Source organism: Pseudarthrobacter cremeus (genome assembly GCF_051857465.1).
Lineage (GTDB): Bacteria > Actinomycetota > Actinomycetes > Actinomycetales > Micrococcaceae > Arthrobacter.
In genome coordinates this window covers 498,227-519,533 of sequence record NZ_JBPZHC010000002.1, presented here as the reverse complement: position 1 = coordinate 519,533, position 21,307 = coordinate 498,227, and the positions used below count along the sequence as shown (strand labels likewise).

Genomic DNA, 21,307 nt, shown 5'->3' with positions numbered 1-21,307 from the left:
CCCGCGGCTGCCTTGGCTGGAGCGGGCAACCGCACCCGAGGCCGTCCCGGACTCACGGCGACAATCCGCAGGCGGCGCTGCCGGCGCCCGGCTCATGGCAGGGCCAGCGCCGTGCGGATCAGTGTCAGCAGGAACCCGCGTACTTCGTCGCTGCGGAGGATGAAGACCAGCAGGCCTGCGAAGCCCACGGCGGCCAGCGTTGCGATGGCATACTCTGCAGTGGCCATACCGGCCTCAGACGCCGGGAGCCAACGGCTGCGCTTTTCCGCCCTGTCCGCAATTGCGCTGATCTTCACGACGTTGCTGCCTTCTCCGTCTGCCGCCTGCGCCATCTCACCGGGTTCGGTGCTGGTTGATCGGGTGCTGGTTGATCGGGTGCTGGTTGGATCCGCGGGTGATGCTCCCGGGCCCGATAATCCTGCCCTCATTCCTGCGATGGTGTGCTGCGTCTGGGTGTGGCAGGTGCAAATCCGGTTGACGATGGTCATGGTGTTCCCCTCTGTGTTCCGGCGGAGTTGCCGGCTGATCCGACTCTTCCCGGCCCAGCCGCCGCCGGTAAGGGCGGATGTTCCGTAAGTGGAAAACCAACACTCCGGCTGGATGTGGAGGAAAAGACAGACGCATTGTGTTGGGGGAGTCATCACCTGGCACACCGGAAACCGGTCCCCGCTGAGAGGGTGCACCGCAATCAGTTACGTTCCGGAAGGCACCAGTGCCAGGAGAACCGGGACCACACCCAGGCAGATGAAGGCCGGCAGCGAGCAAAGGCCCAGTGGAATGACGAGCTTCACCCCGAGAGAGGCCGCCCGCTTTTCAGCAGCACGGAACCTTTCCCTGCGGAGCCTGGCGGCCTGGGCATAGAGGATCGCCGAGGACGGGGCACCTGTCAGCGCGGCAAACCCCAACGCGTCCCGCAACTCCAGGATTTCAGGAAACCTCACCTCGGAACTTCGCCAGGCCGTCTCCCAGTCGGCTCCGATCGCGAGCGCCGAAACCACCGGCCGCAGCGCCTTGCTGTAGTCCGGGGAGGCCGAGGCGGCCACGAGTTCAAGGGAGCGGCCGATCCCTGAACCTGCGTCCAGCATTGCGGCCACGAGTTCGAGCATCATGGCGGGGTCATGCAACCCGAAATGTTGGCCGCCGAGGGCTGCAGGTTCGGCTGTCTTCCGTCTGCTGCCGTCACCGCCCCGACTGTCACGGGCGGGGCCAGGATTCCCGTCCGGCCCGCGTCCGCGGCCAGGCTGGCCGCGCACTCGGAGCAACCGCAGCCGCACCCGGCCCGGTGCTGAAAAGGCCAACCATGCGGCGGCAGCCAGAACCACGATGAGGGCCAGCCCGGGCACCGCTGCCCCCGTCACGCCGGCCCCGCCCCGGCGGCGGTCCGGACCAGACGGGCAGACCAGATGCGTCCGGAAACTGTCAGTGCCGCCCCGGCGCCTAATGCCGCGATGCCCAGCGGTGTCCCCACCAGGATGGCCAGCGGATCCACCCCCAGCGCCATTCCGAGGCCCAGACCCATCAGCGGAAGCCAGGTCAGGAGACCGACGGTCGCCTTTGGCCCCGCAAGGGCTGTCTGCCGCGCAGCCTCGGCGTCGTCCTCCACCTCGAGTTGGGCAGCAAACCGAGCCAGCACATCAGCCAGGGGACAGCCACTGGCTTCGGCAATGTCAAAGCATGCGGCCAGCTCGCACCAAATGCGCGGTTCCCTGCCGCCGTGACGCGGGAAAGCCGCCCGGACAGAACTCCTGATCGCCGCGGACACCGGCGCACCCCGGAACGCGGCCGCCCTGACCGCACCGAGAATCACCAGTGAACCCGGGCTCAGGCCAGCGCCGGGATGCTCTGCTCCTGACCGGCCAGCTGCTCCTGACCGGCCGGAGGATGTGACCGCCCCGGTGACGCGTCCCCCCGTCAACGGCTCAGATGCGCCGGAGCCGGCCTCAGGCCGGCCCCCGTGGACCAGCCATAGTTCGTCCCAAAGCCGCCCCGGAGTACGGCCGCCCTGCAGCAGGGCGGCCAGCTGCTGAACCAACAGGGTCAACGAGAGTCCGGCCTGCTCTGGACCGGTGCGGCGCACTGAACGGGAGCCCCTGCCAGCCCGGCCAAAACTGACGCCGCCCGGGGTGCCGGCACCCCTGCCTGAAGTTGCCTGCCCGAAACGGGGCATGGCGGTGTGGCCCGGTCCAGTACTGCCCACTGCCCTCCGGAACCGGCCCGTCGCTCCCCCTGGTGGCCTGAAGAGCAGGACTGCCGCGAGCACGAGAAGGGCGGCCAGCAGGACGCTCACACCACACCGTCCCGCCCGGCGGCGTCCACACCAGCAACGTCCCTGCCAGAAACGTCCAAACCAGCAACGTCCAAATCGGGGGACATCCCGAGCCGCGTGCACAGCGTCTCCCAGCCGGGCCCGGCGGTGAGCCCGCCTGGTCGGCTTTCCAGGGCCGGCACCACGGAAAGCCCGCCGGGACCGTCCTGCACCAGGCCCAGGCAGGCGACGCGCCGCCCCGCACGGGACCGTTCCACATGGACCACGAGATCAAGGGCGCTGGCCGCCTGCAGCCGGACGGCGTCTGAACCCAGGCCAGCCAAGGCACCCAGGGCAGTCAGCCGTGCCGGGACGGAGGTGGCCGCGTTCGCGTGGATTGTCCCGCCGCCGCCGGTGTGGCCTGTATTCATGGCGGTCAGAAGTTCGCGGACCTCGGCTCCACGGCATTCACCCACCACCAGCCTGTCCGGCCGCATGCGAAGCGCTTGCCGGACGAGCTCGCCCAGATCCACTTCGCCGCCGCCTTCCAGGTTCCCGTGGCGGGACTCCAGGGACACAATGTGCGGATGGACGGGGTTCAGTTCAGAAGCATCTTCTATGAGGACGAGCCGTTCGGCCGGGGAACACAGCCCCAGCAGGGTGGACAGCAACGTGGTTTTGCCCGAGCCGGTGGCTCCGCTGATGAGGAAGCTCAGCCGATGCACGACAACGCGTTCCAGGACGTCCTGCAGGACCCTGCCGAACATGCCGGCCGCACGGAGCTCGTCCATGGAGAACACCTGCTCACGTCGGATCCGGACACTCAACAGGGTCCCCGCGGTTGAAATGGGCGGCAGCACGGCGTGGACCCGGTAACCTCCTTCAAGCCTGACATCAACGCAAGGGGACCCGTCATCCAACCGCCGGCCGCCGGCTGCCACGAGACGTGATGCCAAAGCCCGCACCTGCGCCTCACCGGAAAACGAAATCCCGGCAGGTTCGATGCCCCTCCCCCGGTCGATCCAGACCGAGTCGGGGGCGTTGACGAAGATATCGGTGACCTGGACGTCCCGTGTCAGTTCCTGGAGCGGGCCGAGGCCGTTCAGTTCCGCGCTGATCCGTTCGACGGCGGCGAGGGAGCCAGCTGTCCCCAGCAGCCGTCCTGTGGCCTGGACTGCCGCCGCCACGCGGGAGGCGGTGACGGGCCCGGCGTCCGCCATGACTGATTCCCGGACCGTCTCCAGCAGGGCAGAGTCCAGGACGCGGGGATCCAGGACCCGGGCCTGGCGGCGGCGCTGACCTGAAAGATGGCCGGGGGATGGTGCCGGGACAGGTTGCCGCGCACTCACGGCAGGTCCCCAACAGGTATCTCCTCGTCGAACAGATCCAGCACCGCAGCAGCAAAATGCCTGACACTGCGCCGTTTCCCCAGTTCAAGGAGCCGCCCGTTCTCCGCCGCGGCAACAACCCCGCGCAGTTCCGGTACCCGTCCCTGGACCGTCAGCCCGACGGCATCGGCGATCAGCCCGCTGTCCAGTGCTGCGCCGGCCTTTCCCCTGACCAGGAGGGCCGCCTCAATCGGCGGAAGTTCCTGCAGCAGCCGTGCCGTGGCCACTGCAGCTTTGAGCTGCGCCGGGACGACAACCAGGATGCGGTCGCAGTCCCACGCGAAAGTGTGGACTGGCTCCGCCCCGCGGCCGATGTCCACCACCACCAGCTCGTACCCCCGCCGTGCAGCGTCAAGCACGCCGCCGGTGGTGGCGGCGTCTACGGGCGCCGGACGTTCGCGGCTGCCCGGCCAGGAAAGGAACGAAAAACCTCCCGCGACCGGGAGGGAATCGGAGAGCTGGCCGGGGTCGATGCTGCCGCTCGCGTCCGCAAGGTCCGGCCAGCGCAGCCCCGGTGTCTCCTCAGCGGCCAGCGCCAGCTCCACGCCGCCACCCCACGGATCCCCATCGACGAGCAGGACGCGGACGCCCAGCCCTGCCGCTGCCTGGGCGATCCAGATGGCGGCGGTGGTGGCGCCCGCTCCGCCGCAGCCCCCTGTTATCCCCAGCACCAGCCCGCCGGCTTCAGGGGAACGCGATCTGCTGAGGTACTCTGCCAGCCAGGCCGCTGCGTCAGGAAGAACGGCCACGCGCTCGGCACCAAGGGCAGCGGCAAGGTGCCAGAGGCTGTCCCCTTCGCCGTTCAGTCCCACCAGCACGGCCGGTGCCCGGCGGCGCGGCGGCAGTTCGCGGATATCGCTCCCCACCAGCACGGCTGCGGCGGAGTCCCAGTACTTTGCGGCGTCGGCAACATCCTCGACCACGCGCAACTGGCCCCCGGCGGCGGCGACGATCTGTTCAACTTCGCCCTGGAGAAAGGCGTAGCCGGTCACCAGCAGCACCTCTGCGGCCCCGTGCTGCTCCGGCAGCCAGGCGCCGGAAGACTGCCCGGAGGGAAAGACGGCCGCCCGGTCAGGTGGGTGGGCCAGACCGTGTGGACGCGCCAGCCCGGAAAGTGGCCGCTCGGAAGGGGATGGCGATTGCTGGTGCCTGCTCATGGAGCAACTCTCCACCGGGACAAAGCGGGAGAAACAGGGGGTGGCTGCCCTATGTGGACAACCCGCCGCACGATGCAGGCCCGGCCACAGGGCAGAATTGGACGTATGTATCTGCTGCTCGCTGCCCACACCAACGGCGCAGCCCTCCAGCAGCTCACGCAAGCCGGCGCTCCGCACCCGGACCGCCCCGAACCGCGGCTGATCAGCGCCGGCGAGCTGGCCGGCGTCGTGCGTCAGCTGGAAAACCGGCCGCGCGAGGCGTCGCCACGGTGGATCTGGCACCGGACCCAGGAGTGGTACCCCGCCCTGCTGGCGGCAGGAGTAGAGCTGGAACGTTGCTACGACCTGAGCCTGAGCAGCAATATCCTGGCCTATTCGCAGTTCACTGCCCACACCGAGTACGCCATGACTGCCGAAAAGGTCACGCTGGACGATCCCCAGCAGCCGCCCCGTTCCCTCCAGCCGCCGCCCCCGCCGGCAGACCAGGGTGCGCTCTTTGACGCCCCCGCCCGGGGGTCTGCGCCGCGCCTCAGCCTGGCCGATCTGCGCAGCGAATATGCCGCGCAACAGATGGCCGTCGCCTCGGTAGACGCGGAAGAAAACAAACGGAAGCGGCTCCAGCTGCTGCTCGCCGCCGAATCCGCGGGCGCGATGATCGCCGCGGAGATGCAGCACACCGGCGTCCCCTGGCGGGAGGACCTGCATGAGCAGATCCTGGCCGAACACCTCGGGCCCCGGCCGCCGTCCGGGCACCGCCCGGCAAAGCTGGAGGCGCTGAACACCGAGCTTAAGAGCCTGCTCAATGCCCCCGGGTTGAACCCTGACTCGCCGCAGGAACTGATGCGTGCCCTGCACCGCAACGGCATCGAGGTCAAGACCACGCGGCAGTGGGAGCTGAAGGAGTCCAGCCACCCCGCCATTGAACCGCTCCTGGCCTACAAGAAACTGTCCCGCCTGCACACCGCCAACGGCTGGGCGTGGCTGGACGCGTGGGTGGCCAACGGCCGCTTCCAGCCGGAGTACGTGGTGGGCGGCGTGGTGTCCGGGCGGTGGGCTTCCCGGGGCGGCGGCGCCCTGCAGATCCCGCGGCAGATCCGCGGCGCCGTGCACGCAGCCCCCGGTCACAAGCTCATCGTGGCGGACGCCTCCCAACTGGAACCCCGCGTCCTGGTGGCGCTGGCGCAGGACTCAAAGATGGCCGAAGCGGCCCGCGACAAGGACCTTTACGCGGGCATCGCTGCCCAGGGTTTCGGCGGCGACCGCGCCAAGGCAAAAGTGGCCCTGCTGGGCGCCATCTACGGTGCCACCACCGGAGAATCGGGCCGCCTCATGCCCCAGCTGGCCAAGACCTACCCGCGTGCCGTCGGTTTTGTGGAGCAGGCCGCGCGCGACGGCGAGGCCGGCGGCACCGTGACCACCCGGCTGGGACGCAGCAGCCCGCCGCCGTCGGAAAACTGGTTCCGGAGCCAGCAGTCGGCGTCGGCGGAAGAGCAGCGCCGCGCGGAATCGATCGCCCGCTCGCGGGGCCGTTTCACCCGCAACTTCGTGGTGCAGGGCTCAGCCGCTGACTGGGCGGCGTGCTGGCTGGCTGACTTACGACGGCGGCTTCGCGCCCTGCGTGCCGAGGGTTCCGTTCAAGCGGAACTGGTCTTCTTCCTCCACGACGAGGTGATGGTGCACGCACCGGAGGCCGGGGTTGCGGCCTGCATCCGGGCCATCGAAGAGGCCGCAAGCGCGGCCAAGGAACTTCTGTTCGGCCCCATCCCTGTCGAGTTCCCGGTCAGCGTCGCGGTGGTGGACTCCTACGACAACGCAAAATAACGGGGACTCAGTTAGTGCGAAGTAACCTACCCGGGAGTAGCTGGCCGGGCTTTGCGGGCGAGGTTACTCTCAAGGGAGCGACTGATGCAGACGGCGCAGCTACAAGTGCAAAGACGCATAAGCAGGGGAGGTCCGGTAGATGGCGGGCAAATTCGAAATTCATCGTGTAAGCAACGGGTGTTACCGGCTGAGGCTTACAGACTCTCAGGGGAACACCGTGGCGATATCACCTGATTACAAGCATCTCGCGGCACTGAAAGACGGGATCAGGGCCTTGCGTGAAAACGCGGCCACGGGGATTGTGGTGGATCTTCGCCAGCAGCCGCAGTCGAACTGACGCTAGAACGCCACCCGGTGCACGCGGGTCCGGTCCCACGGTACGGACCAGCCCAACTGCTCGAAGAGGCCGTCCAGGATAATTCCGGTGAAACCCCAGACGAGGACGCCGCTGACCGCGAAGCCCGGACTGCTGTATGTTTTGCCGTCCCGGCTCACGGTAGCGGTCACCCGGTTGGCCGGGTCCAGCAGGTCACGGACCGGGATCCGGAAGACCTGCGCGGATTCGCCGTAGTCGACCACGCGCACGGGCGACGGCGATGCCCACCACCCGAGCACCGGCGTCACCAGGAAGTTGCTGCGGGCGAGCCCAAGCTCCTGGAGGGTGCCAAGAACCTCCACCCCGGCTGAGTCGAGGCCGGTTTCCTCCTCGGCTTCCCGCAGGGCCGCGGCAATCGGCGTCTCGTCCGCATCGATGGTCCCGCCGGGAAAAGCGACCTGGCCAGGGTGTGAGCCCAACGTGTGCGCGCGTTCCAGCAGCAGGACGTCAAGATCCGCCGCTGCGAGAGGCTCGTCGGAAGCAGCCGGAATATCGTCCAGCACGCCGAAAAGCATCAGGACGGCAGCCTTGCGGGCGATGGCCTCGTCCACGGTCAGCGCCGCCCAGAGGGTGTTGGGGGCAGTGACGTCGCCGCTTTCTGATCTTTGCACCAGCTGAATCAGGTCCTGGCGTGCGCTCACGGGAGCCGCCTTTGGGATTCCATCCGGATTTCAGCCGCCCGGTGGGTTTCGGCGAGCAAACGCTCCAGGAGGGGCTCGCTGCCGGGGGCCAGTTCATACTTCAACAGCTTCGCGGCTTTCACCGGATCGGTTTCCCCGAGCCCGAAGCTGGGGCACCAGTTGGCCACCGGGCATGCCCCGCATGCGGGCTTCCGGGAATGGCACACCCGCCGGCCGTGGAACACCACCCGATGGGAGAGCATGGTCCAGTCCCTGGGTTCGAACAGTTCGGCGACATCGGACTCGATCTGCACCGGGTCCTCGGATTCGGTCCAGCCGAAGCGCCGCGCCAGCCGGCCGAAATGGGTGTCCACGGTGATCCCGGGGATGCCGAAAGCGTTGCCCAGAACCACGTTGGCGGTCTTGCGTCCCACCCCCGGCAGGGTCACCAGATCATCGAGCCGGCCAGGAACCACGCCGTCGAACTCGTCCACCAGGCGCGTCGCGAGCGCCAGCAGGTTCCGGGTTTTGGCCCGGAAGAACCCCGTGGGCTTGATGATGGCCTCCACCTCCGCGGGGTCGGCCTCCGCCAGGTGCCGGGCGTCCGGGAACCGCGAAAACAGGTGCGGGGTGATGGCGTTGACAGTGACGTCCGTGGTCTGTGCTGACAGGACCGTGGCAACCAGCAGTTCGAAAGGGTTCCGGAAATCCAGCTCCGCGTGGGCGTAGGGGTACTTCTCCGCCAAAACCCTGTTGATCCTCCGCGCCCGGCGCTTCAAGGCCAGCAAGGACTCGGCTGTGGCCATCGTGGAGGCTAGCCGCGCTCGATGTTGCTGAGGTCGCGGAGCACGCCTACCCGGCCGTCCGTGTGCTGGACAAGGAATTCGTGCCCCCGGTCCTCCAAGGCCAACACCCAGCCGCCCGGTTCGATGACAAAGGCAGGCGCGCCCGTCCGGGGATCCACGGCTGTCCGGTGCTGGGCCACAGCGAACCAGAATGCTTCGTGCGCAGGATGTTCGTCGGTTTCCTCCGGCCGGCTGGCCGGATCCACGGTGGCGCCGATGGGCTCTGCATTCCGCACCTGCTGGGGCGACACCTGCTGGTGAACGGCCGTCGGGGCCGGCTCCGCCGCAGGCCGGCGCGCGGAGGCAGCGGCGGTCGCCACGCCGTCGCCCTGGTTCACCTGGTCGTTGTGGTCCATACGGCCCGGGCCTCCCGCGGTGGCAGGGGTGCTGGCGGCAGCTGCGGCTGCAACAACCGGAACGTCGGCGGCCATCGTCTCCTGGGCGGCCGCAGGTTCGGCGGCCGGGGAGGCGGCCGCCGCTGAGGGGGCTGCCGGTGAAGGGGCTGCCGGTGAAGGTGCAGGGGACGGTGAGGACGAGGGGACGACGTCGGACGCCTGCGTTGCAGGGCTGGGGTCGCCTGCTGCGGTCCAATCGTTGACCTCAGGGGCGGAGGAGACCGCGGCGGGGGCAGCTGCCGCGGCGGTTGCCCCCGCCGCGGACGCACCGGCAGCGCGCACAGCGGTCCGCGATTCGTCGGAAACGCCCGGCCGGGTTTCCGCAGCGCCCTCGGCAGGCTTGGCCTCCTTGGGGGTGTGCGGCCTCGGCAGCGGAGCCGCGGCGTCACGCGCCACAATGTGGGACGGGGTCTCGTCGCGGCCCAGGAAGTCGCCGGCGAAATACGGAATGAACCGGCCCAGCACGGTCGCTGCGAACAGGACAGCCGAGCCCACCAGGCCAACCAGAAGGCTGGGGACATATGCCGCAGCCGCCGAGACAAAGAAGAACGCCAGCGCAAAAGAGGCCACCACGGAGGCGAACTGGTCAACAGAGAGCGACCCGATGCGGACCTTTGTGGCGGGGGCGAGGCGGCGGGCAACGAACAAAGCCGTCACTATGAGGGGCAGCAGGATCCCGAGGCCCAGGAAGAACAGGCTGCCCGCGTTCCACAGGTTGAACCGGCCAAAGAAGACCGGCAGCAGCGAGGCCACCAAAAGAATCAGTGTGGCGGCGAAAACCGTCAGGTCCCTGGCGGTGAAGTGGCCCAGAACGGCCTGGTTGGTGGTGCCGGGCTTGACCCGCGCAGGCCGCTGCCCTCCTGTTGTTGCCCCGTCTCCGGAGGTGGCACCGGACCTGGACCTCGCTGCGTTGCCAAGTTTCTGGCCGAAGCTTTGCTGGTTCATTCTGTTCTCCTTAGCGTGGCTCCGTGGAAGTCACAATTCCAACTCAGCCTAGCCAACAGCATGGCCGATCACTAGCTGATCGGCGGCGGCGGGGACCCTGCGAACGGCCCCCGGCAACCATTCACCGCTAATTAAATGCCGCTCAGGGCACATGTGTGACACCGCACACACACTGGCACCGTTGAAGTATTAGGGTTGATTTCGGAACAGCTCTTCGCGGAATGTCCGTGACGGGCTGTGCCTGCCGCGTGGGTGGCGGGCACGGTCCGGTAACGGCAGAGCCGCCGTAAAGATCGATGAATGATGAGGTTCAGCATGTCCCAGAACAGCTCCGCCGCCACGGCATCCACCGTCGCCCTGCAGGGTGACCAGCAGGGCGACGCTTTTGAAAACCTGCTTCAGGAAAACCGCGCTTTTGCCCCTACCCCGGAATTCGCTGCCGACGCCGTTGTCACCGCAGCCGATTACGCTGAGGCCGAGGCTGACCGTCCGGCTTTTTGGGCCAGGCAGGCCCGGGAACTGCTGACCTGGTCCAAGGATTTCGAGACGACCCTTGACTGGTCCAACCCGCCGTTCGCCAAGTGGTTCGTCGGTGGTGAGGTCAACGCGGCCTACAACGCTTTGGACCGGCATGTTGAGAACGGCCTCGGGGACCGGGTGGCCATCTACTTCGAAGGCGAACCCGGGGACACCCGCACCTACACCTACGCCCAGCTCACCGAAGAGGTGAAGAAGGCGGCCAACGCTTTCGAGTCCCTCGGCGTCGCCAAGGGCGACCGGGTGGCCGTCTACCTGCCCATGATCCCGGAGGCCGTCATCACACTGCTGGCCTGCGCCCGGATCGGCGCGGTGCACTCCGTGGTGTTCGGCGGGTTCTCCGCCGAGGCCCTCCGGTCCAGGATCGATGATGCCGGGGCCAAGCTCGTGGTTACGGCCGACGGCACCTACCGGCGCGGCAAGCCCAGCGCCCTGAAGACCGCAGTGGACGACGCACTCTCGCACGTGGGGGACGGCAGCGGGCACACGGTCCAGAACGTCGTGGTGGTCAAGCGCAACGGCCAGCACGTGGACTGGCACGATGGCCGGGACCACTGGTGGGACGACACCGTCGGGCAGGCATCCGCCCAGCACACCGCCGTCGGGCATGACTCCGAGCACCCGCTGTTCATCCTCTACACCTCCGGGACCACCGGCAAGCCCAAGGGCATCCTGCACACCACCGGCGGGTACCTCACCCAGGGCGCCTACACCCACAAGGCAGTCTTTGACCTCCACCCTGAGACGGACGTGTACTGGTGCACGGCCGACGTCGGCTGGGTCACCGGCCACTCCTACGTCGCCTACGCGCCGCTCATCAACGGCGCCACCCAGGTCATGTACGAGGGCACCCCGGACTCCCCGCACCAGGGCCGCTGGTGGGAGATCATCGAGAAGTACAAGGTCTCCATCCTCTACACCGCCCCCACCGCCATCCGTACCTTCATGAAGTGGGGCCGGGACATCCCGGACAAGTACGATCTGTCCTCGATCCGGGTCCTCGGATCCGTGGGTGAATCCATTAACCCCGAAGCCTGGATGTGGTACCGGAACGTCATCGGCGCCAACGCGGGCAAGAACGGCGAGAAGAAGGAACACCCCGCCCCGATCGTGGACACCTGGTGGCAGACCGAAACCGGCGCCCAGATGATCGCACCGCTCCCCGGCGTGACCGCCACCAAGCCCGGCTCTGCCCAGACCCCGCTGCCCGGCATCGCCGTGGACGTCGTGGACGAGATGGGCGAGTCCGTACCGAACGGCCACGGCGGGTTCCTGGTGATCCGTGAACCCTGGCCCGCCATGCTCCGCGGCATCTGGGGCGACCCGGAACGGTTCAAGGAAACCTACTGGTCCCGGTTCGAGACCATGTACTTCGCCGGCGACGGCGCCAAAAAGGACGAGGACGGCGACATCTGGCTCCTGGGCCGGGTGGACGACGTCATGAACGTCTCCGGCCACCGGCTCTCCACCACGGAGATCGAATCAGCCCTGGTCTCCCACCCCACCGTCGCCGAAGCAGCAGTGGTCGGCGCCGCGGATGAAACCACCGGCCAGTCCGTCGTCGCCTTCGTCATCCTCCGCGGGGACGCCGTGGACACCGGCGACGCAATCGTCCAGGAACTCCGCAACCACGTCGCTAAGGAAATCGGCCCGATCGCCAAGCCGAAGACCATCCTCGTGGTCCCGGAACTACCCAAGACCCGTTCCGGCAAGATCATGCGGCGGCTCCTCAAGGACGTCGCCGAAGGACGCGACCCCGGCGACGCCACCACCCTGGCCGACAACACCGTCATGGCCCAGATCGCGGCGTCCCTGCGTAAGTAAGCGCTCGGCGGGCGAGGAGCGGGAGTCATGCTCCGCGTGCTAGCTCGTTCCTCGCTTCTGACGCACGCTTCCGCAAAACCCCCACTCCTCGTCAACGGCGCTTTCCACCACAGTGGGTGGCGCCGTTGACGTATGAATTGGGAGCTAGCACACAGAGGATGGCTGCCACTCGTCAGCGGTGGTGCGCGCATAGACTGGACCCAGCCCCGTCGCCTGCCTGGAAGGACCCGCCCCGATGCTTCCTGCCGCTCGACATCAGGCCATTGTTGAGGCTGTCCAGCGGGAGCGGGTGGTTCGGGTTTCGGACCTGGCGCAGCAGCTGGGGGTTTCCCTCATGACGGTGCGCCGCGACATTGAGCTGCTGGAGGAAGGCGGCCGGCTGGAGCGCATCCACGGCGGCGCTAAGCTTCCCGGCGATGCGAGCACGCATGAGCCCGGCTTCGAACTCAAGTCCACCCAGTTGACCGCGGAGAAACGGGCCATCGCCCTCGAGGCGGCCGGCCTGGTCCAGGAGGGCATGGCGGTGGGCCTGAGCGCCGGAACCACCACCTGGGCCCTTGCCAAGGAACTCGTCAACGGTCCGCGCATCACCGTGGTGACCAACTCCGTACGCATCGCCGACCTTTTCCACCACGGCGCGTCGGCCGGCTCAGCCCGCTTCGCATCCACCGTGATCCTGATCGGCGGCGAACGCACGCCGTCGGACGCCCTGGTGGGCCCCATCGCGACGGCGGCGCTGAAGCAGCTGCACCTGGACGTGCTGTTCCTGGGGGTGCATGGGATGGATGCCGACGCCGGATTCACCACGCCGAACCTGCTGGAGGCCGAGACGGACCGGGCGTTTGTCTCCGCCGCGAGGAAAGTGGTGGTCCTCGCCGACCACACAAAGTGGGGCACGCTGGGCATCAGCACCATCGCCGCCCTGGAAGCAGCAGATGAAGTCATCAGCGACGCGGGCCTGGGCGCTGAAGCCCGGCGCCTCCTGGGCGAGAGGACCCGGCTCCGCATCGCAGGCTAAGGCAGCGAACAGCGGCGTCCGGGGTTGATAGGCCCTCTGGTTCAGGGGCAGCCGCAGGACTGGCGGATGTGAAGTTTCGTGGGGAAGATCCGGTGCCGGGGCTTTTCGCCGCGGCCGGCGCCCACCAGGGCAGCCACGGCGGCCTCCGCCATCTCGGCCACGGGCTGCTCAACCGTGGTCAGGGGCGGCCACGAATACTCGGCCTCCAGGGAACCGTCGAAGGACGCGACGGCGATTTCACCGGGCACGGCAAGGCCGGCTTCGTGGACCGCCCGCAGCAGGCCGATCGCCTGCATGTCCGAGCTGGCGAAAATCGCCGTGGGCCGGTTGACTGAGGCGAGCAGGCGCTGCCCGGCACTGTAACCGCCGGGCCGGGTGAAGTCGCTGTACGCGATGGGGCCTTCCGGCAGTCCCGCGGCCTGCAATGCCTCCCGCCAGCCGAGTTCACGCCCGTCAGTGCTGCTGGAAACGTTGGTGCCCATGGCCAGGCCGATGTTGGTGTGGCCGTGTCCGATCAGGTGCTCTACGGCCATGCGGGCGCCGGCGGCAAGGTCCACGCCGATGCTGTTGAAGCCGGGGGCGTCGCGCTCCTGGTTCAGCAGGACCGACGGTATGTCCGCCGTCTCCAGCGACTCCAGATCCGGTTCGAAAAGGACACTGGCCAACAGCACACCGTCCACCTGCCGGGCAGCAAGGTTGCGGATGTTGCGCCGCTCCTTGGCCAGGTTCCCGTCCGAGTTGCTCAGCACCAGGGCGTAGCCCAGTTCGGCGGCCGCATCCTCCACGGCATGGGCAAAAAAGGAGAAGAAGGGGTTGCTGTTGTCGGGGATGACCAGCCCAATGGTCTCGCTGGACCCGAGCTTGAGCGCCCTCGCCGCCGCGTTGGGGCGGTAACCCAGGACGCGGATGGCGTCCTGGACCTTCGCTTCGGTGGCCGGCGCCACCTTTTTGGGCCCGCCGTTCACCACATAACTGACGACGGCGGTGCTGACGCCGGCATACCGGGCAACATCCTTGCGGGTCACCGGGCCGCGCGGGGCCTGCACTACTGGAGTCGTCATGGTGTACATGCTAGCTAGCGGTTCGCCGGGGCGTCGCCAAAGTCGCGGATGGGCAGCCGCTCCCCGCCCCGGATGGCGGACGCGTGCGCCACGATGCCGGGCAGCGTGAAGCGGGCGGCAACCCAGGCGTTGACCGGAGGCAGCGTGCCGGCGTTGACCGCCGTGACGAAGTCGTCCACCAGGAAGTGGTGGCTGCCCTCGTGTCCGTTGGGTGCGCCGCGGAACTCAGCCGGAAGCCGTTCCGCGTCATGGACGGGAGAGAGCCCGGAGACGAAAGCGTCCCTCAGCTCCGGTGCCACGTTGGCCAGCGACGGGTCATCAAGGGACATGCTGGGACGGGTTTCGAACTGTTCGGAGATGTCATGGACGTTTTCCTTGTCCTGCCAGACAGTGACTTTGGCGAGCTGTTCGAAGCTGGCCTCGGTTCCGAAAAACCTGAACCGCGACTCCCGGATGTGCGATGGATAGCCCACCCGGCGCATCTCGTTGGTGCGCATCACGCCGCCGTCGTTGAGTTCGAAGAGAGCCGTGGCGTTGGAGAAATCATTGCCGAACATGCTGATGTCCTTGTCGAAGACGCCGTCGTTGCGGTCATCCTTGACTCCGACGCAGCTGACACTGACGGCGTGGGCGGGAATGGCTCCCAGCACGCCCCCCACGGCGTGCGTGGGGTACAGCATGGGCGGGTAGCTGGCCGTTTCCTTCCAGCGATCACCACCGCTGTACTGGTAGGCGTCGTAGAAGCCCAGGTCCATGTCGTGGACGTAGTCGCCCTCGGAGTAGAAGTTCCGGCCGAACTTGCCGGCGGAAAGCTGCCTGCGGGCATAAACCGTGGCGGGGTTGTAGTAACTGGTCTCCCCCATCATGTAGACGAGCCCGGTTTCCCGGACGGCGTCGATGATGCGGGCGATCTCCTCCTCGGAGACAGCCATGGGTACGGCCGAGTAGACGTGCTTGCCCGCGCGGAGGGCCTGCTCCACCAGCGGACCGTGCGTCCAGCGCTGGGTGAAGATGGCAACGGCGTCGACGTCGGAGGCCAGGAGGTCCTCGAAGCCCGCCATTGACCCTGCCAGGTGGTGGCGCTCCACGGCTTCCGCCGCACGTTCCGGCAGCTCGTCCACCACATAAACGGCGCTGACGCCTGGGTGGAGATTGAAGAGGTGGGCGAACTGGCCGCCGAACTGCCCGACTCCTACTACGCCGAGTGAAAACGTCATTGTCTCTCTTTCCGTGGGGCTGCGGAATCATGCAGGCTCTGGCACTGGTCCGGGCAAGCGCTGTCCGTCAAGGCTCCCAGTGTTTCACCGGAATCTACACGAGTCAATAGACAAATCACTGGAGAAAACGTTGCGGACATTGGTAAAAATTAGCCCTTGCCCTCATCAATCTACTCGTGTAGATTTCTTTCCAGTTGTTACCTCCATCACAGTCAGGAAGGGTCGAAGATGACCACCCTTGCCAAACACACGAGAACTGCCCCGCTCAAATCCGGGGCTCCCGCACCGCGCGGCGGTTTCCGCCGGCTCGGCGACCTCAAGATCGCACTGTTCTTCATCGCCCCGGCCATGATCGGCTTCATCTTCTTCTACGTTGTTCCCACCATCCGCGGCGTGTACCTGAGCTTCACCGAGTACAACATCCTCGGAGACCCGGAATGGGTGGGGATGGACAATTACACGGCCATCGCCAAGGACCCGCTGTTCTGGAATTCCCTGGCCGTGACAGGCCAGTACGTCTTCCTCAACATCGTCCTCCAGACAGCGCTGGCCCTTGGCCTGGCACTCCTGATGTACCAGGTTGCCAAGTCCACGCTTATCCGGGGCGCCCTGCTCCTGCCCTACCTGATGTCCAACGTCATCGCGGCCCTGCTGTGGTTCTGGATGCTGGACTACCAGATCGGTGTGGTGAACCAGTTCATCGAGTGGGCCGGCCTCCCCCGCGTCGCGTTCTTCGGCAGCGAGGAGTGGGCCATCCCCACGCAGGCCCTCATCAACACGTGGCGCCACATGGGCTATACCGCGCTTCTCATCTTCGCCGGCCTGCAGGCAATTCCGGGCCACGTCTACGAGGTGGCCAAACTGGACGGCGCCTCACCGTTCCAGACCTTCAGCAAAATCACCATCCCGCTGCTGCGCCCGGTCCTGGTCATGGTGCTGGTGGTGACGGTGATCGGCTCCTTCCAGGTTTTCGACTCCGTCGCGGTGACAACCCAGGGTGGCCCGGTCAACGCAACCCGCGTCATCCAGTACTACATCTACCAGCGCGCCTTCACCGAGTCGGACTTCGGCTACGGATCGGCGATCGCCGTCATTCTCTTCCTCATCCTCGCTCTCGTGGCCTTCATCCAGATGAAGTTCCTCAAGGGCAACGAGTCGGACCTGGACTAGGAGCCCCGCATGACCACCACCACCAGCCGCGCACCGCTGCCGGCCGCAACCCGCCGCCGTCGTCCGTTCAACCCCCGCCGCGCGGGTGCCTGGGCGCTCCTCGCCCTGGCCATCGCGGTCTCCGTTGTCCCGTTCCTCTGGGTGCTGCGGACGGCCCTGTCCACCAACAGCGCCCTGGCCACCCAGTCGGCCAGCCTGCTTCCGGCCGACTTCACCTTCGGCGCCTTTATGCGGGTGTTCGGGCTGCAGAGCCCGGCCGACGCCGTCGCGGAAGGCGGTTCCGGTGCCGCCATCGACTTCTGGCTCTACCTGCGGAACTCCATCATCTTCTCCTCCATCACCACTGCCGGGGCCGTGTTCTTCAGCGCGATGGCTGCCTACGCCTTTGCCCGGCTGCGCTGGAAGGGCCGGAACGTGGTGTTCAGCCTGTTCCTCGGCACCATGCTGGTCCCGCCGATTTTCACGGCACTGCCGAACTTCCTGCTGATCAAGAACCTGGACCTGCTCAACACGATGCTTGGCATGGTGTTGCCGTACCTGTTCATGACCCCGTTCGCCATCTTCTTCCTGCGCCAGTTCTTCCTGAACATGTCCCGTGAGGTCGAAGAAGCAGCCATGCTCGACGGCGCCAAGCACCTGCGCATCTTCTTCCAGATCGTGCTCCCCAACGCCGCGGCACCCCTGGCCACACTGGCGCTGCTGACGTTCATCGGCCAGTGGAACGAATACTTCTGGCCGTTGCTCGTCGGTTCCCAGGATGACGTCCGTGTCCTGCAGGTGGGCCTCGGCGTCTTCAAATCGCAGTCCCCCCAGGGAGCCCCCGACTGGTCCGGCCTCATGGCAGCCGTCCTGGTTTCCGCCCTCCCCGTCCTGGTCCTCTTCGCCGCCTTCGGCAAGAAGATCGTCAACTCCATCGGCTTCTCCGGCATCAAATAAGCGCTCCCGCCCTACCCGTACAGAAACCCCACCCGAAGAAACCCCACCCCGAACGGAAAGAACACCATGAAGAAAACCCTCGGCGCCGTCGCCGTCGCCGCAGCTGTGGCCCTCTCCCTCTCCGCCTGCAGCGGCGCATCATCCTCCGCCGAAGCCACCAAGGGCGAGATCAGCTACTGGCTGTGGGACGCCAACCAGCTCCCCGCCTACCAGCAGTGCGCCGATGACTTCACCAAGGCCAACCCGGACATCAAGGTGAAGATCACCCAGCGCGGCTGGGATGACTACTGGAGCACCCTCACCAACGGCTTCGTGGGCGGCACCGCCCCGGACGTCTTCACCAACCACCTGGGCCGCTACGGCGAGCTGGCCAAGAACAAGCAGCTGCTGGCCATTGACGACGCCGTCAAGAAAGACAACGTGGACCTCACCGCCTACAACGAGGGCCTCGCGGACCTCTGGGTGGGCCAGGACGGCAAGCGCTACGGCCTGCCCAAGGACTGGGACACCATCGGCCTGTTCTACAACAAGGCCATGCTCGCCAGCGCCGGCGTCACCGAGGACCAGATGAAGACCCTCAGCTGGAACCCGGAAGATGGCGGAACATACGAGAAGGTCATCGCCCACCTGACCGTGGACAAGAGCGGAAAGCGCGGTGACGAGGCCGGGTTCGACAAGAACAACGTTGCGGTCTACGGCCTGGGCCTGAACGGCGGCGGCGACTCCTCGGGCCAGACCGAGTGGAGCTACCTCACCAACACCACCGGCTGGTCCCACACGGACAAGAACCCGTGGGGCACGCACTACAACTATGATGACCCCAAGTTCCAGGAGAGCATGGAGTGGTTCGCGGGCCTGGCCGGGAAGGGCTACATGCCCAAGCTGGAGACCACCGTCGGCGCGGCAATGGCCGACACCTTCGCAGCTGGCAAGTCCGCCATCAACGCCCACGGTTCCTGGATGACCGGCCAGTACACCGGTTACAAGGGCATCGAGGTGGGCATCGCTCCCACCCCGGTGGGCCCGGAGGGCAAGCGCGCCTCCATGTTCAACGGCCTGGCCGACTCGATCTGGGCCGGAACAAAGAAGAAGGACGCGTCCATCAAGTGGGTTGAGTACCTCGCCTCGGCCGCGTGCCAGGACGTTGTGGCCTCGAAGGCCGTTGTCTTCCCCGCACTGAAGGCCTCTTCCGACAAGGCTGCCGCAGCATTCAAGGCCAAGGGCGTGGATGTCAGCGCCTTCACCGAGCACGTCAAGAACAAGACCACGTTCCTGTACCCCATCACGGACAACACCGCCAAGGTCAAGGGCATCATGGAGCCCGCCATGGACGCCGTGGTCTCCGGAAAGGCGCCCGCCAGCTCCCTGACCAAGGCCAACGAACAGGTCAACGCCCTCTTCAAGTAAGCCACCCGCTTTACCGGCTGCGCGCCGCGGGCGTCGTGTTCCCGCGGCGCGCAGCCTCATTTTCTGACTCCCACCCCTTAGAAGGACAGTACTTATGGACCCCCTCCACCTCCGTTCCGCCGGAACCAGCCTGGTGATCAGCTTCGACAGCGGGGAGGCCGAGGTTATCCACTGGGGCGCGGACCTTGGCAGCACCCTGCCGGACCTCGCCATCCTCGGCGAACCCGTACCGCACTCCGCCATCGACGCCACAGTTCCCGCCGGTCTTCTGCCGCAGGCCTCCTCGAGCTGGCGCGGCCGCCCCGGCCTCCGCGGCCACCGGATCGCCGACGGCGTCTCCGGCCTGGACTTCTCGGCCCGCCTCCGCACGGTGACAGCCGGCACCAAAGGCGGCACCGCCGTCGGCCGTTCCGCTGTTATTGTCCAGTCCGACCCCGACGCCGGCGTCACCGTTTCGTCCTCCCTCACCCTGCACGACGGCGGCCTGCTGGAGCTGCGGCACACCCTCACCAACGACGGCACCACGCCCTACCAGCTCGACGAACTGGCGACGGTCCTCCCGGTGGCACCGGACGCCACCGAACTCCTTGACCTGACCGGCCGCTGGTGCCGGGAAAACCACCCGCAGCGCCGCGCCATCCAGCAGGGCACCTGGGTCCGCACCGGACGGCACGGCCGCACCGGGCACGACTCCTCGCTGCTCTTCGCCGCCGGCACCGCCGGCTTCGGCAACCGCCACGGGAAGGTCTGGGCCACGCACCTGGCCTGGAGCGGCAACCACGAACAGTTCGCGGACAGCATCGGCGATGGCCGCACCATGATCGGCGGCTCCGAACTCCTGGGCCCGGCGGAGGTCATCCTCGAACCCGGCGCAAGCTACACCACCCCGGCACTGTTCGCCGCTTACTCGGACCGCGGCCTGGACGGCGTCAGTGAGGCGTTCTACAGCTGGTTCCGGTCGCGCCCGCACCACGTCCTGCCCGCGGCAGCAGGCACAGGCGCCGCTGCCGGCACCACCGGCCTGCCGGGCGGCAAGGCCCGCCCCGTGGTGCTCAACACCTGGGAAGCGGTCTACTTCGACCACAACCTCCCCACGCTGATCGAGCTTGCCGACTCCGCCGCGGAGCTCGGCGTTGAGCGGTTCGTACTCGACGACGGCTGGTTCCGCGGACGCCGCGACGACCACGCCGGCCTGGGCGACTGGTACGTGGACGAATCCCTCTGGCCCGACGGCCTGACGCCGTTGATCGAGGCTGTGACCTCCCGCGGGATGGAATTCGGACTCTGGGTGGAGCCGGAAATGGTCAACCTGGACTCCGATATCGCCCGTGCACACCCCGAATGGATCGCGGGGCCGGCCGCCGCATCGCACAAGGACGGCGGGCGGCTGCCGCTTGAATGGCGGAACCAGCACATCATCGACCTGGTGAACCCGGAAGCGTGGCAATACATTTTCGACCGCGTGGATGCCCTGCTGCGTGAGAACAGCATCAGCTACCTCAAGTGGGACCAGAACCGGGACCTGCTGGAGCACGGCCACGCCGGACGGTCCTCAGTCCACGAGCAGACCCTGGCCGCCTACCGGCTGTTCGACGAACTCAAGAAGGCCCACCCCGGCGTCGAGATTGAAAGCTGCTCCTCCGGCGGCGCCCGCGTGGACCTGGGCATCCTGGAACGGACCGACCGGATCTGGGCCTCTGACTGCAACGATGCCCTGGAACGGCAGACCATCCAGCGCTGGACCGGAATTGTGGTCCCGCCGGAGCTGGTGGGAGGGCACATCGGCCCCACCACCTCGCACACCACGGCCCGCACACACGATCTGTCCTTCCGCGCCATCACCGCTCTCTTCGGGCACTTCGGCATGGAGTGGGACGTCCGCGGGGTCCAGGGCGCCGAACGGGAACAGCTCAAACGCTTCATCGGGCTCTACAAGGAACACCGGGACCTGATCCACTCCGGGCGCATGGTCCGTGCGGACATCGCGGACGGATCGCTGATGCTGCACGGCGTGGTGGCCCCCGCTGCCGGGCCGGCTGGACCAGCCGCTTTGCCAGGCACGACGGCGGCGCTGTTTACCTTGGTGAGCACCCGCACCTCGTTCGCCGAGCAGACCGGCCGGATCGCCATCCCCGGTCTGGAACCGGACGTGGACTACCGGGTGGAGGCCATCTTCCCGGCACCCGGTGACGCCGACTACGCCCACACCTTCACCCAGGTACGTCCCCCGGCATGGCTCGCCGACGGTGCGGTGGCCGGCGGCCGCTTCCTGGCCGAGGTGGGCCTGCCGATGCCCATCCTCAACCCGGAACACGCACTGCTGCTGAGGTTCACGGCAATCTAGC

18 protein-coding genes are annotated in these 21,307 nt (G+C 67.2%); 8 read left to right on the top strand and 10 right to left on the bottom strand.

Annotation, left to right across the window (positions count from 1 at the left end; all coding sequences use genetic code 11):
- Window positions 1-92: 92 nt before the first annotated feature.
- From ACS5PJ_RS06150 to ssd, 5 genes are all read right to left on the bottom strand, one after another.
- Window positions 93-296: a DUF4244 domain-containing protein gene (locus ACS5PJ_RS06150; RefSeq protein WP_439434018.1), complete on the bottom strand. Its 204-nt coding sequence runs from the start codon at window positions 294-296 to the stop codon at window positions 93-95.
- A gap of 396 nt (window positions 297-692) precedes the next feature.
- A complete protein-coding gene (locus tag ACS5PJ_RS06145; protein WP_439434017.1) occupies window positions 693-1,358 on the bottom strand; it encodes a type II secretion system F family protein in 666 nt (221 codons plus the stop codon).
- Window positions 1,355-2,287: a hypothetical protein gene (locus tag ACS5PJ_RS06140; RefSeq protein WP_439434016.1), complete on the bottom strand. Its 933-nt coding sequence runs from the start codon at window positions 2,285-2,287 to the stop codon at window positions 1,355-1,357. The genes ACS5PJ_RS06145 and ACS5PJ_RS06140 overlap by 4 nt, the downstream gene beginning before the upstream one ends.
- Window positions 2,284-3,465 carry a TadA family conjugal transfer-associated ATPase gene (locus ACS5PJ_RS06135; RefSeq protein ID WP_439434127.1) on the bottom strand — a complete coding sequence of 394 codons (1,182 nt, stop codon included), beginning with the start codon at window positions 3,463-3,465 and terminating at the stop codon, window positions 2,284-2,286. Before ACS5PJ_RS06135 ends, ACS5PJ_RS06140 begins: the two co-directional genes overlap by 4 nt.
- 125 nt (window positions 3,466-3,590) lie before the next feature.
- Entirely contained in the window at window positions 3,591-4,790 is a 1,200-nt protein-coding gene (gene ssd, locus ACS5PJ_RS06130) for a septum site-determining protein Ssd (protein WP_439434015.1), read from the bottom strand.
- Window positions 4,791-4,895: 105 nt separating this feature from the next.
- Here ssd and ACS5PJ_RS06125 point away from each other — a divergent pair, with 105 nt between their 5' ends.
- Window positions 4,896-6,611 (top strand): bifunctional 3'-5' exonuclease/DNA polymerase, encoded by a 1,716-nt coding sequence (locus tag ACS5PJ_RS06125; RefSeq protein WP_439434014.1) that lies wholly within the window; start codon window positions 4,896-4,898, stop codon window positions 6,609-6,611.
- Window positions 6,612-6,750: 139 nt separating this feature from the next.
- Complete coding sequence (locus ACS5PJ_RS06120) at window positions 6,751-6,948, top strand: YegP family protein (RefSeq protein ID WP_439434013.1); 198 nt, start codon at window positions 6,751-6,753, stop codon at window positions 6,946-6,948.
- Window positions 6,949-6,950: 2 nt separating this feature from the next.
- On the opposite strand, the gene ACS5PJ_RS06115 is transcribed toward ACS5PJ_RS06120, so the two are convergent.
- From ACS5PJ_RS06115 to ACS5PJ_RS06105, 3 genes are read right to left on the bottom strand one after another with little or no spacing between them, the layout of a single operon-like run.
- Window positions 6,951-7,628, bottom strand: a complete 678-nt coding sequence (locus tag ACS5PJ_RS06115; protein ID WP_439434012.1) for an NUDIX hydrolase — start codon at window positions 7,626-7,628, stop codon at window positions 6,951-6,953.
- Window positions 7,625-8,413 (bottom strand): endonuclease III, encoded by a 789-nt coding sequence (gene nth, locus ACS5PJ_RS06110; RefSeq protein WP_439434011.1) that lies wholly within the window; start codon window positions 8,411-8,413, stop codon window positions 7,625-7,627. The genes ACS5PJ_RS06115 and nth overlap by 4 nt, the downstream gene beginning before the upstream one ends.
- A gap of 8 nt (window positions 8,414-8,421) precedes the next feature.
- The gene (locus ACS5PJ_RS06105; RefSeq protein ID WP_439434010.1) at window positions 8,422-9,792 is read right to left on the bottom strand and encodes a hypothetical protein; all 1,371 of its coding nucleotides are present in this window, start codon (window positions 9,790-9,792) and stop codon (window positions 8,422-8,424) included.
- Window positions 9,793-10,107: 315 nt separating this feature from the next.
- Between ACS5PJ_RS06105 and acs the strand changes: the two genes are divergently transcribed.
- Window positions 10,108-12,153: an acetate--CoA ligase gene (gene acs, locus ACS5PJ_RS06100; RefSeq protein WP_439434009.1), complete on the top strand. Its 2,046-nt coding sequence runs from the start codon at window positions 10,108-10,110 to the stop codon at window positions 12,151-12,153.
- A gap of 235 nt (window positions 12,154-12,388) precedes the next feature.
- Window positions 12,389-13,171 carry a DeoR/GlpR family DNA-binding transcription regulator gene (locus ACS5PJ_RS06095; protein WP_439434008.1) on the top strand — a complete coding sequence of 261 codons (783 nt, stop codon included), beginning with the start codon at window positions 12,389-12,391 and terminating at the stop codon, window positions 13,169-13,171.
- A gap of 41 nt (window positions 13,172-13,212) precedes the next feature.
- On the opposite strand, the gene ACS5PJ_RS06090 is transcribed toward ACS5PJ_RS06095, so the two are convergent.
- Both ACS5PJ_RS06090 and ACS5PJ_RS06085 read right to left on the bottom strand, forming a co-directional pair.
- Window positions 13,213-14,232, bottom strand: a complete 1,020-nt coding sequence (locus ACS5PJ_RS06090) for a LacI family DNA-binding transcriptional regulator (protein WP_439434007.1) — start codon at window positions 14,230-14,232, stop codon at window positions 13,213-13,215.
- Window positions 14,233-14,246: 14 nt separating this feature from the next.
- A complete protein-coding gene (locus ACS5PJ_RS06085) occupies window positions 14,247-15,449 on the bottom strand; it encodes a Gfo/Idh/MocA family protein (protein ID WP_439434006.1) in 1,203 nt (400 codons plus the stop codon).
- Between the two features lie 228 nt (window positions 15,450-15,677).
- On the opposite strand from ACS5PJ_RS06085, the gene ACS5PJ_RS06080 reads away from it, so the two are divergent.
- From ACS5PJ_RS06080 to ACS5PJ_RS06065, 4 genes are all read left to right on the top strand, one after another.
- Window positions 15,678-16,619 carry a carbohydrate ABC transporter permease gene (locus ACS5PJ_RS06080; RefSeq protein ID WP_439434005.1) on the top strand — a complete coding sequence of 314 codons (942 nt, stop codon included), beginning with the start codon at window positions 15,678-15,680 and terminating at the stop codon, window positions 16,617-16,619.
- A 9-nt stretch (window positions 16,620-16,628) separates the two neighbouring features.
- Entirely contained in the window at window positions 16,629-17,555 is a 927-nt protein-coding gene (locus tag ACS5PJ_RS06075) for a carbohydrate ABC transporter permease (RefSeq protein WP_439434004.1), read from the top strand.
- Window positions 17,556-17,621: 66 nt separating this feature from the next.
- A complete protein-coding gene (locus ACS5PJ_RS06070) occupies window positions 17,622-18,962 on the top strand; it encodes an ABC transporter substrate-binding protein (protein WP_439434003.1) in 1,341 nt (446 codons plus the stop codon).
- 94 nt (window positions 18,963-19,056) lie between these two features.
- Entirely contained in the window at window positions 19,057-21,306 is a 2,250-nt protein-coding gene (locus tag ACS5PJ_RS06065; RefSeq protein ID WP_439434002.1) for an alpha-galactosidase, read from the top strand.
- Window position 21,307: the final 1 nt, after the last annotated feature.